The 12,276-nt window shown below is 73.3% G+C and carries 10 protein-coding genes and 1 pseudogene; 3 read left to right on the forward strand and 8 right to left on the reverse strand.

The window, feature by feature from the left end; translation table 11 throughout:
* Positions 1-85: 85 nt before the first annotated feature.
* Positions 86-568 (reverse strand): annotated as a pseudogene (locus tag IH50_RS0136340) (transposase); the annotation flags it as partial.
* A 274-nt stretch (positions 569-842) separates the two neighbouring features.
* On the opposite strand from IH50_RS0136340, the gene IH50_RS0136345 reads away from it, so the two are divergent.
* A complete protein-coding gene (locus IH50_RS0136345; RefSeq protein WP_199822195.1) occupies positions 843-2,222 on the forward strand; it encodes an MFS transporter in 1,380 nt (459 codons plus the stop codon).
* A gap of 43 nt (positions 2,223-2,265) precedes the next feature.
* On the opposite strand, the gene IH50_RS0136350 is transcribed toward IH50_RS0136345, so the two are convergent.
* From IH50_RS0136350 to IH50_RS0136375, 6 genes are all read right to left on the reverse strand, one after another.
* Positions 2,266-4,254: a helix-turn-helix domain-containing protein gene (locus tag IH50_RS0136350; protein WP_030872679.1), complete on the reverse strand. Its 1,989-nt coding sequence runs from the start codon at positions 4,252-4,254 to the stop codon at positions 2,266-2,268.
* A gap of 87 nt (positions 4,255-4,341) precedes the next feature.
* Positions 4,342-5,142, reverse strand: a complete 801-nt coding sequence (locus IH50_RS0136355) for a 3-hydroxybutyrate dehydrogenase (RefSeq protein ID WP_030872685.1) — start codon at positions 5,140-5,142, stop codon at positions 4,342-4,344.
* A gap of 54 nt (positions 5,143-5,196) precedes the next feature.
* Complete coding sequence (locus IH50_RS0136360; protein WP_030872688.1) at positions 5,197-5,676, reverse strand: NUDIX hydrolase; 480 nt, start codon at positions 5,674-5,676, stop codon at positions 5,197-5,199.
* Positions 5,677-5,741: 65 nt separating this feature from the next.
* Complete coding sequence (gene lnt, locus IH50_RS0136365) at positions 5,742-7,355, reverse strand: apolipoprotein N-acyltransferase (protein ID WP_030872689.1); 1,614 nt, start codon at positions 7,353-7,355, stop codon at positions 5,742-5,744.
* A 148-nt stretch (positions 7,356-7,503) separates the two neighbouring features.
* Positions 7,504-8,037 (reverse strand): hypothetical protein, encoded by a 534-nt coding sequence (locus IH50_RS0136370; RefSeq protein ID WP_030872691.1) that lies wholly within the window; start codon positions 8,035-8,037, stop codon positions 7,504-7,506.
* Between the two features lie 50 nt (positions 8,038-8,087).
* A complete protein-coding gene (locus IH50_RS0136375) occupies positions 8,088-8,882 on the reverse strand; it encodes a glutamate racemase (protein WP_030872693.1) in 795 nt (264 codons plus the stop codon).
* Between the two features lie 16 nt (positions 8,883-8,898).
* On the opposite strand from IH50_RS0136375, the gene IH50_RS0136380 reads away from it, so the two are divergent.
* Positions 8,899-10,116, forward strand: a complete 1,218-nt coding sequence (locus IH50_RS0136380; protein WP_051767596.1) for a glycosyltransferase — start codon at positions 8,899-8,901, stop codon at positions 10,114-10,116.
* Between the two features lie 7 nt (positions 10,117-10,123).
* On the opposite strand, the gene IH50_RS0136385 is transcribed toward IH50_RS0136380, so the two are convergent.
* Positions 10,124-11,398, reverse strand: coding sequence for a TerD family protein (locus IH50_RS0136385; protein WP_030872701.1), 1,275 nt, complete (start codon positions 11,396-11,398; stop codon positions 10,124-10,126).
* A gap of 295 nt (positions 11,399-11,693) precedes the next feature.
* Here IH50_RS0136385 and IH50_RS0136390 point away from each other — a divergent pair, with 295 nt between their 5' ends.
* Positions 11,694-12,122: a DUF6643 family protein gene (locus IH50_RS0136390; protein ID WP_030872710.1), complete on the forward strand. Its 429-nt coding sequence runs from the start codon at positions 11,694-11,696 to the stop codon at positions 12,120-12,122.
* Positions 12,123-12,276 lie beyond the last annotated feature (154 nt).

Raw genomic sequence — 12,276 nt, forward strand, 5'->3', positions numbered from 1 at the left:
TCCAGGTAAGTCATCCGGCCCAGAAACCTCCTTCCGAGTTCCTCCCGGCTGAGCCGGGGATACAAACAGAGCGCCTCGTGGCGCACATGGTGCGTTCGATGGTCCAGCGGTGGCGGCCGAGTCGCTGTGACGTCTCGACGCCCTTGCGGGCGATGCGGTGCCGGGTGCCTCGCTTCGCCGCCCATTAGGATTCGGACCCGTCAGGTCCCCTTTTCATCGCCCGCATGTTCACCGAGTCGATCGCACAGCGGGACCAGTCCAGGTCACCGCGGGAGCCGAGTTCGTCGAGGACCAGGCGGTGGAGCTTGGCCCATACCCGGGCCTTCGTCCATTCGGTGAACCGGCGATGGGCCGTCGCGCCGGACGGTCCGAACGAGGCGGAGGGCAACTGCTGCCACGTGCAGCCCGAGGTCGCCACGAAGACAATCGCGGCCAGCACTTCGCGGTCGCCGTGCCGACGCCGACCACCGCCCTGAGGCCGCGATGGCGCCTCCGGCACTACACGCTGGAACAGCCCCCACAACTCGTCCGGCACCAGCCGCTCAACAATCCCTGCCACGACCGGCAGCTTACCCAGCCAAATGAGATGACTTCATGGTCGGCACCGAACCAGCACGGGAGTCAGCACCGCGCCGTCAAATCACCCTGAACTACGCATCCCGGACGGCACTCGTTTCGGCCACCATCGATCCCCTGAACCGCCTTTGCATGAGCTGGCATGGTGGCCGCACGCATAGCCGGCCCCCGAACTATGTTGCCCCGCCACATGTGCGCCTGACCTGCGGATTCCTACGGTGTGGCGACACGCAAACGTCCCCGTCACAGCCCAGGAAGTGGTGCCGATGTCGTCGCCCGCAGCCGCTCCACCTGCCCCGGACAACCTCAAGCGCATCGTCGCCGCGTCCCTCATCGGCACCACCATCGAGTGGTACGACTTCTTCCTCTACGGCTCGGCCGCCGCGCTCGTCTTCAACGAGTTGTTCTTCCCGGACTCCGATCCGCTGGTCGGCACGCTGCTGTCGTTCCTGACGTACGCCGTGGGGTTCGCCGCGCGGCCGCTCGGCGCGCTGGTCTTCGGGCACTACGGGGACCGGCTCGGGCGCAAGAAGCTGCTGGTGCTGAGCCTGTTGATGATGGGCGGGGCGACGTTCGCGATCGGGTTGCTGCCCACGCACGCGACCGTCGGCAGTGCCGCGCCCGTGCTGCTCACCGTGCTGCGGCTGGTCCAGGGGTTCGCGCTCGGCGGTGAATGGGGCGGTGCCGTGCTGCTGGTGTCCGAGCACGGGGACGCGCGGCGGCGCGGGTTCTGGGCCTCGTGGCCGCAGACCGGTGCGCCGGCGGGGCAGTTGCTGGCGACCGGTGTGCTGTCGCTGCTGACCGCCGTGCTGTCGGACTCCGCGTTCGGGGCCTGGGGCTGGCGGATCCCGTTCCTGCTGTCCGGGGTGCTGGTGATCGTCGGTCTGTGGATCCGTCTCTCCGTCGACGAGTCGCCGGTGTTCAAGCGGGCGCTGGAGCGGGCCGAGGCACGCAAGGCGGACGCGGGCGCCGAACGGATGCCGGTCGTGGCGGTCCTGCGGCACCACTGGCGTGACGTGCTGGTGGCGATGGGGGCGCGGATGGCGGAGAACATCGGCTACTACGTGATCACCGCGTTCATCCTCGTGTACGCGACCACGTCCGCCGGGGTCTCGAAGCAGACCGCGCTCAACGCGGTGCTCATCGCCTCGGCGGTCCACTTCGCCGTCATCCCGGCCTGGGGTGCCCTGTCGGACCGGCTCGGGCGGCGTCCGGTGTATCTGATCGGCGCGGCCGGGGTGGGGCTGTGGATGTTCCCGTTCTTCGCGCTGATCGACACCGGCGGTTTCGGCAGCCTGCTGCTGGCGGTGACCGTGGGTCTGGTACTGCACGGGGCGATGTACGCGCCGCAGGCCGCCTTCTTCTCCGAGATGTTCGCGACCCGGATGCGCTACTCCGGTGCCTCCATCGGCGCCCAGTTCGCCTCCGTGGCCGCGGGCGCGCCGGCGCCGCTCATCGCCACGGCACTGCTCTCGGACCACGGCAGCTCCACGCCGATCTCGCTCTACGTCATCGCGGCGAGCCTGCTGACGATCGTCGCCGTGGCGGCCGCCGAGGAGACCCGGCACCGGGATCTGGCGGACGCGGACCCGTCGGGTGGCGCGGGCGAACCGGTCGAGACGGTCCGGGACGCGCGCACCGTCTGATCCCGCACGGCACTGACTCCCGTACGCGCAGCGCGTACGGGAGTCAGTGCCGTGCGGGGGGCGGTGCGCCTCCCGACAGGCGGTGCAGGCGCAGGGCGAGCTGGATCTCCAGGGCCCGCGCCGGGCTCTGCCAGTCGTCGCCGAGGAGGCGGCCGACGCGTTCCAGCCGCTGGGCGACCGTGTTGACGTGGACGTGCAGTTCGTCCTTGGTGCGGGCGGGGCTCATGCCGCAGGCGAAGTAGGCGTCGAGGGTGCGCAGCAGCTCGGTGCCGCGTCGTTCGTCGTACGCCACGACCTGGCCGATGGTGCGGGTCACGAAGCCGGCGATGTCCCGCTCGCCGGCCAGCAGCAGCCCCAGGAAGCCGAAGTCCTCGGCGGCGGAGCCGTCACCGGCGCGGCCGAGGAGGCGGAGGGCGTCCAGGCAGCGGCGGGCCTCCGCGTAGGCCGACGCCACGGTGTCGGGGCGGGCGGTGAGGTGTTCGACCGGGGCGGACGCGCCGACGGTGACCGGTTCGTGGACGGCCGTGCCCAGGTGGCGGGCGGTGCGGCGGGCCAGCTCCGTGGCGGTGTCGCCGGGGGTGAGGGGCAGCAGCAGGACGGTGCCGCCGTCGCGTGCGGCGGCGAGGCCCTGCCGGGTGGCCGCGAGGTGGGAGGCCGCGGCCCACAGCCGTCTGCGGGCGTCCGCCTCCTCGTCGGCGCCGGCGGCGGGGCCCTCCAGGCGGGCGGCGAGCACGGTGTGGGTGGCGTCGAGGTCGGCGTGCAGCCGGGCCGCGCGCTCGCGCAGCAGGCGCGGGTCCCGGTCACGGGCGTCGAGCAGGTCGTCGAGCAGCTCGCCGCGGACGCGCTGTTCGGCCTCGGCGGCGGAGCGGCGGGCGAGCAGCAGCAGTGAGGTGACCATGGCCGCGCGTTCCAGCGTGCGCTGGTCGACGGGGTCGAGGCCGGGGTGGCCGCGCAGGACCAGCGCGCCGAGGAGTTCGTCTCCGGCGGCCACCGCGGCGATCCAGTCGTCCCGGTGCCGTACCGCGTGGCCTTCCGCCCGTGAGGACTCCAGGGCCCGGCCGGGTGCCGCGGTGGCCTCGGTGAACTCGACCGTGCCGTCCAGGACCTGGGACACGGCGGCGGCCACGTCGTGCACCCCGCCGCCGCGCAGGACCAGTCCGGTCAGCCGGTCGTGGACCTCCGAGGCGCGCTCGATGACCGCGCTGCGGTCCTTGATGATCTCGTTGGCGCGTTCCAGGCCGGCGAGGGCCGAGCGGGTCTCGGCGAGCAGGTTGGCGGTGTCGATGGCGGCCGCGGCGAGGGCGGCGAAGGAACCGAGCAGGGCGATCTGCTCCCGTTCGAAGACCCTGGCCCGCCGGTCCGCGGCGAACAGGACGCCGATGACGTGGTGTCCGAGCGTCAACGGCACGCCGAGGATGGCGACGAGCCCCTCGTCCCGCACGCCGGTGTCGATGCTGCGCGTGTGCTGGAAGCGGTCGTCGCGGAAGTAGTCGTCGGTGACGTAGGGGCGGGCGGTCTGGGCGACGAGGCCGCCGAGCCCCTCCCCCATGCCGAGGCGCAGCTGCTGGAAGCGGGCGGCGACCGAGCCCTCGGTGACCCGCATGTAGGTGTCGCCCCTGGCCGGGTCGTTCAGGCTGAGGTAGGCCACGTCGGTGCCGAGCAGGGAACGGGCGCGCTGCACGATCGCCCGGAGCACGGCGTCCAGGTCGCGCAGTCCGGCGAGGTCGTGGGCGGTCTCGAAGAGTGCGGACAGCTCGGCCTCCCGGCGGCGGCGCCCCTCCAGCTCCGCGCGCACCCGCAGGGCGAGCACCTTGGCCTGCTGGAGGGCGGTGATCCGCTCGGCGGGCAGTCCCTCGGCGCGGGCGAGCAGCACCGGCTGCTCGTACGCCTCGGCGGAGGCGCCGCGTGCCAGCAGCTCCAGGAACGGCGTCTCGGCGCCGCCGGACGCGGGGCCGGCGTCGGGACGCGTCCGGCCCGGCGCTCCGGCGGCGGGGGCGGGACGCTCGGCGGACTGGACGTGATCGCGGGACATGCTCACAGGATTCCTCATCGCGCGGCCGCCCCGTCAGGCCTGTGGAAAACTCCGCCGGCCGACGGCCGGCCGACGTCGGCCGGTGTCTCAGTGCGCGGTCCAGCCGCCGTCCAGGACCAGTGAGGTACCGGTCACGAAGGACGCCTGCGGGCCGCACAGATAGGCCACCGCCTCGGCTACCTCCTCCGGTTCGATGAGCCGCCGGACGGCGCTGTCCCGCAGCATCACCTCGGACAGGACACGGTCCTCGGGGATGCCGTGGGTCCGGGCCTGGTCGGCGATCTGCTTCTCGACCAGTGGGGTGCGCACATAGGCGGGGTTCACACAGTTGGAGGTGACGCCATGGGGCGCGCCTTCGAGGGCGGTGGTCTTGGACAGTCCCTCCAGGCCGTGCTTGGCGGCCACATAGGCGGACTTGTAGGCGGAGGCGCGCAGGCCGTGGACCGAGGACACATTGACGATGCGGCCCCATCCCTGGCCGTACATGTGGGGCAGGGCTCCCCGGATGAGCCGGAAGGGTGCCTCCAGCATCACGGTGAGCACCGTGTGGAAGACGTCGGGCGGGAATTCCTCGATGGGGCGGACCAGTTGCAGCCCGGCGTTGTTGACCAGCACGTCGGTGCCGGCGGCGGCGAGTTCGGCGGCGTCCAGGTCGGTGAGGTCGAGGACGTGCGGCTCGACGGCGCCCCCGGCGTCCCGGGCCGCCTCGGCGAGCGCCGCCAGGCCCGCGGCGTCCCGGTCGACGGCTCTGACCTCGGCCCCGGCGGCCGCGAGCCGCAGCGCGCAGGCGCGGCCGATACCGCCGGCGGCGCCGGTGACGAGGGCGGTACGGCCACCGAGGTCGAGCGGGGTGGCGTGGGGGGCCGGAAGGGCACGGGGCGCGGTCATGTGTCGACCCTAGGCAGCACCCCCACCACGCCCCATGTGGGCAAGCCCTACAGTTCAGCCGGTTCCAGTGGGGTCGAACCATGTGGGTGCGTCGGACATGGCCTGCTTGATCCGGAAGCGCGCGAACTCGTTCAGTTCCGGCAGCGCGTCCACGGCGAACCAGCCGACGTCCAGCGACTCGTCGTCGTTGACCCGTGCCTCGCCGCCGAGGGCACGGCAGCGGAAGGTGATGTCCATGTACTGGCAGACGTCGCCGTTCTCGTACGTCACCGGGTCCAGCGCCTGGACCAGGACGACCCGCTCGACGGCGCAGCGCACCGCGGTCTCCTCCTCGACCTCCCGCACGGCGCAGGCCGCGGGCTGCTCCCCGGGGTCGGGGATGCCGCCGAGCACCGACCACTTGCGGGTGTCGGTCCGCCGGTTCAGCAGGACTCTGCCCTCGTCGTCGAAGACGAGGGCGGTGACCCCGGGGAGCCAGAGGAGCTGATGACCGGCGGAGGCGCGCAGGGTGCGGATGAAGTCAGGAGTAGCCATGCCCCCGACCCTAACCGGCCGGTCAGAGCCCTCCCCCGCGCTTCAGGGGGCGTGCGGCGGGCGTACTACCGCACGTCACCGGCGCGTCGCCCGCGCACCCCGGCGGCGACGGACCATCCCAGTCCGCCCGCGGCGACCAGGACGAGGGCGATCTCCGGGAGGATGCCGAGGCGGGTGGCGGGAGTCCGGGAGGTGCGCAGCGGCACTTCCTGCACCAGCGAGTCGGCGACGAACATGCCGGTCTTCTGCGTGATCTCCCCGTCGGGCATGATGACCGCGCTGACCCCGCTGGTCACCGGCACGGTGACGGCGCGGCTGTGCTCCACGGCGCGGACCCGGGACATGGCGAGCTGCTGGTAGGTCATCTCGCTGCGGCCGAACGTGGCGTTGTTGCTGGGCACCGAGATCAGCTGGGCGCCGGCGGTGACCGTGTCGCGCACCGCCCAGTCGAAGGCGGCCTCGTAGCAGGTGACCAGGCCGACGCCGGCGCCGTTCATGGTGAAGACGCCCGGTTCGCCGCCCCGGCTGAAGTCACGGCTGACCATCGACGTCCAGTTCTCGTTGATCGCCCCCACCAGGGAGCGCAGCGGGAGGTACTCACCGAACGGCTGGATCTGCCGTTTGTCGTAGGTGTCGACGGGGCCCTTCTCCGGGTCCCAGAGGATCTGCTCGTTGAGCAGCTCGCCGTCCCTGTCGACCACGCCGCCGACCGAGACGGGCGCGCCGATGGCCTTGGCCGCCTTGTCGATGACGGTGCGCGCGTCGGGGTTGGTGAAGGGGTCGATGTCGGAGGAGTTCTCCGGCCACAGCACGATGTCGGGGCGCTCGGCCTTGCCGGCCGCGACGTCGGCGGCCAGGCGCTCCGTCTCCCGCGCGTGGTAGTCGAGGACCGCGCGCCGCTGGGAGTTGAAGTCGAGGCCGAGGCGGGGCACGTTCCCCTGGATGACGGCGACGGTCACGGTGCCGGCCTCGGCCTTGTCGCTGACCAGCGACCGGGCGGCGAGGGCGGCCACCAGCGGTACGGCGACGCTCAGCACGCCGACGGCCGCCGCGGCCCGCCGTACGGTCCCGGTGCGCCGGGCCCGCAGGGTCAGCCGGACGGTCTCGTACAGGCCGAAGCCGCACAGCACGACGGCGAAGCCCAGTACGGGGGTGCCGCCGAGCGCGGCGAGCGGCAGGAAGACACCGTCCGCCTGGCCGAACGCGATCTTGCCCCAGGGGAAGCCGCTGAACGGTATACGCGCGCGTACCGCCTCGCCGGCGATCCACAGCGCCGCCGCCCACACCGGCCACCCGGGGAGTTTCGACACCGCGGCGACGCCCGCGCCGACCAGTGCGACGAAGACCGCCTCGATCACCACGAGGGCGATCCACGGGCCGGGGCCGACCTCCACACCGGTCCACACCAGCAGCGGCAGCAGGAAGCCGAGGCCGAAGAGGTAGCCGAGGCCGAGCGCCGCCTTCCAGCTCCGGCCGCGCAGCACCCAGCCGAGGACGGCGAAGGCGGGCAGGGCCAGCCACCACAGGGTGCGCGGCGGGAAGCTGACGTAGAGGAGCAGGCCCGAGAGCGCGGCTGCGGCGGCCGGGAGGAGGCGCACCAGCCGCCCGCCCCGCGCCGGGGGCGCGGTCTGCGGCGGCATCGGGTCCGACTCGTCGACGGAGGTTGCGGTGACGGTCACTCCGGGAGTCTACGGCGCGTGACCTGGCGGCCGACAGCACGGTCGGCGGGGTGCGGGACGCCGGGCGGACCCTCGCCGCCGCGGGTGCGCGGGGCGCCTCCCGGATCCTTGAGGCACCGGGGAGGCAGGACCGCCCGCGGCCGCGCGGTCAGTGTTTGCGGGGGCGGAGGCGGTCCCGGATGACCGTCACCGCCGCTTCCGCGTCGTCCACCGTCACCGTGAAGGTGTGGCCGTCCCACAGGCGCAGGATGATGCCCTCGCCGCGGCGTACGACGACCGCTGTGCCCTTCTCGGGGCGCCAGCGGTATCCCCAGCCGCCCCAGTGCCGCGGGGTGACGTGCGGGGCGAACTCCGCGCCCGCGACGTGCGAGAGCGGGATGCGGCGGCGGGGCACGCCGATGTGACCGCAGCGCACCTCCAGATGCTCCTCGTCGACCCGCAGCGCGACGTGCACGAAGGCGAGGGTGCCGAACAGGACCAGCAGCCCGGCGGCGATGCAGCCGACGACGGCCATGGCCAGCGGCGCGATGCCGGACGTCCACGGGGAGTCGACGGCCAGCGCGATGCCGAGCGCCAGGCAGGCGACGCCGATCAGCGCCAGGAACCACTGGAAGCGGTTGGTCGCGCGACCGGTCCAGACCTCGGAGTACGGGGCGTGCTCGCCGTGGCGGTGGTCCCTCATGGATCCGAGGTTACTCAGAATCCGCTCCGCGGGTACCTCGTGGCGCAGTGTTACTGGGCCGTCCGGGCGGCGGCGGTGTGCCGCAGCAGCCGGCCCTCCGCGTAGGTGAGGGCGGCCGTGGGCAGCGCGCCCTCGCGCCCGCTCAGCAGCACCGTCAGGGTGCCGCTCGCCGGCGCCTGGGGGGCGGGCTGCTCACCGAGGCGGCGCAGGGCCTGGGCGGCCACCGCTCCGGCGGAGCCGTGCAGGGCGAGCGGCGGGCGGCCGGGGCGCTGCACGGCGGCCCGGATGCGCTCGGCGACCAGTTCGTAGTGGGTGCAGCCCAGGACGACGGTCGTCACGTCGTCCGGGGTGAGCTCGGCGGCCGCGGCGACGGCGGCGTCGATCGCCGTCTCGTCCGCGCGCTCCACCGCCTCGGCCAGCCCCCAGCACGGCACCTCGGTGACGGTGACGCCGTCGGCGAAGTTCTCGATCAGGTCCCGCTGGTAGGGGCTGCCGGTCGTGGCCGGTGTGGCCCAGATCGCCAGCGGTCCGCCGCCGGCCGCGGCCGGTTTGATCGCCGGGACGGTGCCGATGACCGGCAGGCCGGGCTCGAGGCGGGCCCGCAGGGCGGTGAGGGCGTGCACCGTGGCGGTGTTGCAGCCGACGATCAGCGCGTCGGGGCGGTACGCGGCGGCCGCCTCGGCGACGGCGAGGGCACGCCCGGTGAGGTCCTCCGGGGTTCTGGGCCCCCAGGGCATGCCGTCGGGGTCGAGGGAGAGGACGAGATCGGCGTCGGGGCGCAGACGCCGTACCGCGGCGGTGGCCGCCAGCAGCCCGATTCCGGAGTCCATGAGCGCGATCTTCACCCGGCCACGATAGACGATGAGCCGCTTCGGGCCCCTGTCGTGGGGCAGACTGCGGCAGGTGAGCGCCGTTGTGTGGAGTGCCGCCGGATCACTCGCCGCCTGGTGGTGGCTGCTGTTCTGCCAGGGCTTCTTCTGGCGTACGGATGTGCGACTCCCGCCGTCCCGCGACCCGGGGACCTGGCCGTCGGTGTGTGTCGTGGTCCCCGCGCGGGACGAGGCGGCGGTGCTGCCCGCGAGCCTGCCCTCGCTGCTCGCCCAGGACTATCCGGGCCGGGCCGAGGTCTTTCTCGTCGACGACGGCAGCACGGACGGCACCGGGGAGCTCGCGCGGGAGCTCGCGGACCGGCACGGCGGGCTGCCGCTCACGGTGGGCTCTCCGGGTGAGCCGCCCGCCGGCTGGACCGGCAAGCTGTGGGCGGTGCGGCACGGCATGGGGCTGGCCCGCGCGCGTGACCCCGAGTACCTGCTGCTGACGGACGCCGACATCGCGCACGCCCCGGACAGTCTGCGCCGGCTGGTGGCGGCGGCCCGTACCGGGGGGTTCGACATCGTCTCGCAGATGGCGCGGCTGCGGGTGGCGAGCCTCTGGGAACGCCTGGTCGTACCGGCGTTCGTCTACTTCTTCGCACAGTTGTACCCGTTCCGCCGGATCGGGCGGGAGGGGACCCGTACGGCCGCCGCGGCGGGCGGCTGTGTGCTGCTGCGCACCGAGGCGGCCGGGCGGGCGCGGGTCCCGGACGCGATCCGGCAGGCCGTCATCGACGACGTGGCGTTCGCCCGCGCGGTGAAGCGGAGCGGCGGACGGGTCTGGCTGGGGCTCGCGGACCGGGTGGACAGCGTGCGTCCGTATCCGCGGCTGCGCGACCTGTGGCGCATGGTGGCACGGAGCGCGTACGCGCAGCTGCGGCACAGCCCGGTGCTGCTGGCCGGTACGGTCGCCGGGCTGGCGCTGGTGTACCTGGTGCCGCCCGTCGCGGTGATCGTGGGCGCGGTGACGGGGAGCGGGACGGCGGCGGTCCTCGGTGCGGCGGCCTGGCTGGTGATGTCGGGGACGTACGTGCCGATGCTCCGGTACTACCGGCAACCGCTGTGGCTCGCTCCCCTGCTGCCGTTCACCGCGTTCCTGTACCTGCTGATGACGGTGGACTCGGCGGTGCGGCACCACCGGGGGCGCGGTGCGGCCTGGAAGGGCCGCACCTACACACGTCCGGACGCCGTGCCGGACGAGGGCTGAACGGCCCTCACTTGCGGCCGGGGGTCCAGTTCATGCCCCACCCGTAGGCGTGGTCGACGGTGCGCTGCGGGCTCACTCCGCGCTCGGGGACCAGGTAGCGGGCCTCGCGCTGGACGACGAGCTCGCCGCCGCCGGTGTTGGTGATCAGGGCGAGCGCGCACACCGTCGAGGGGACGGTGCACTCGTCGAGGGAGAAGTCGATCGGCGCGCCGTGCTGCGGCCGGAGCGTGACCGTGGCGTGCAGGTCGGCGAAGGAGCGGGCGCCCTCGTAGATGGTGACGAAGACGAGGACGCGCCGGAGGAGGTGCTTGTGGTCGAGGTTGACGGTGAGGTTCTCGCCGTTCGCCGCGGCACCGGTGCGGTCGTCGCCGTCCAGGTGGATGAAAGGGGGCTGGTGCAGTGCGCCGAAGGCGTTGCCGAGGGCCTGGACGACGCCCTTGCGTCCGTCGGTGAGTTCGTACAGGGCGCACAGGTCGAGGTCGAGATCGGAGTGCAGGGCGACCGGGCGGCCCAGCTTGCCGGCCCAGCCCGAGAACTGCTTGCGGACCTCCCAGTTGAGGTTCACGTGCAGGGCGCCCGACGTGCCGCCCTGCTTGGTCAGGGAGACGGAGGGGGCCGCCTTGGTGAGCGTCACCTTCGTCAGCCGGACCGGCGCGGGGGGAGCGGACGGCGGGGGCGGTGCGACCGGAGGGGACAGGGTGACCGGGGGCGTGACGGGCGGCACCGGGGGCGCGGGGGCGGCGGGCGCCGCGGGGGCGTGCTGCGGCTCGTCCACCGTGATGCCGTAGTCGGTGGCGAGGCCCTCGAGTCCGCTGCTGTAGCCCTGGCCGACGGCGCGGAACTTCCAGGCACCCTGGCGCCGGTAGAACTCGCCGAGGACGAACGCCGTCTCGGTGGTCGCGCCCGTGCTGTCGAAGCGGGCCGCCACGGTGCCGTTCGCGGCGTCCTTGACCTCGATGTACAGGTCCTGGACCTGTCCGAACGTGCCGCCGTCGCAGGAGGCGGCCAGGATCACCGTCTCGATGCCGGGCTCCACGCGCGTGAGGTCGACGAGCAGGGTGTCGGTGGCCCGCCCTCCCGCGTCCCGCTTGCCCTCGTGGCGCACGGCGCCGGAGGCGTGGGCGGGCTGGTTGTAGAAGACGAAGTCGTCGTCGGAGCGGACCTTCCCGCCGGTCAGCAGGAGGGCCGAGGCGTCCGCGTCGGGTACGCCGGGGCCGGAGCGCCGGCCCACGTCCACCCGTAGTGCCGTCGTCGGCACCGGTGTGTTCGATCCCTTCGGCATTGACATGTCCGCCCCCATCACGGGTCGCCGCGCCGGGCCGGGACCCGGCATCCGTCGGTGTTCGTGCGCACAACTTATTCCCCCGCGCGGGGAACTCCCACGGGGAGTGCGCGGGAACCGGTGGCCAACCGCCGGTAACCCGTCCGGAACTCGGCCTTTACACGAAATACGCCTGCCGATGCGTCCGTTTTCCGTAAGTTCGCTCGCATTGGGGATCCCCGGTCACACCGGGCACGGAAAACAACCCTCTTATCGGTCTCCCCAACCAGCACATCGTGGGCTTAACTTATGTGCCATGACCTCCCCCCGCTCCACTTATGGCGGCGGCTACTACTCCGCTGCCTTCCCGGACACCCCGATCTACGACTCCCTCGTGGCCGAGCGGGGTACCCCGCAGATCGCCCCGATCCGGGTCCCCGCCGCGTACGAGGCGCCGGCCGGCCATCTGCCCGCCCTCCCCTCGGCGTTGCCCGCCCTCCCGGCGGCCCCGTCCCAGCCCTCCTACGGCTACCCGCAGATGCCGCAGCCCGCCCCGTTGCAGCAGGCGCCCGCGGCGTACATCCCGCAGCAGGCGACCGCGCCGCGCGGCTACCCCGGCCCCCAGCCGCAGCCGCCGCGTCCGGTTCCGCCCGCGGGCTACGAGGCGATGCGCCCCGCGGCTCCGCGGCCGGGTCCCGCTCCCTACCAGGACCCGTACAACAGTCAGCAGTACCGCGGGTACTGAGCCTGCCCGGGGCTGTCGGTGCCGTACGGCACGACGGCCCCGCGGGCGTGCCCGTCCGCACCCGATTCGCCGGAGGCCCCGAGGTCGCTTCCGGCTGTCCCCGGGGAGGGGACCGGACCTCCGCCCGGCGGGGCGGGACACACGGTTCCCCCCC

Source organism: Streptomyces sp. NRRL S-37 (genome assembly GCF_000721605.1).
Taxonomy (GTDB): domain Bacteria; phylum Actinomycetota; class Actinomycetes; order Streptomycetales; family Streptomycetaceae; genus Streptomyces.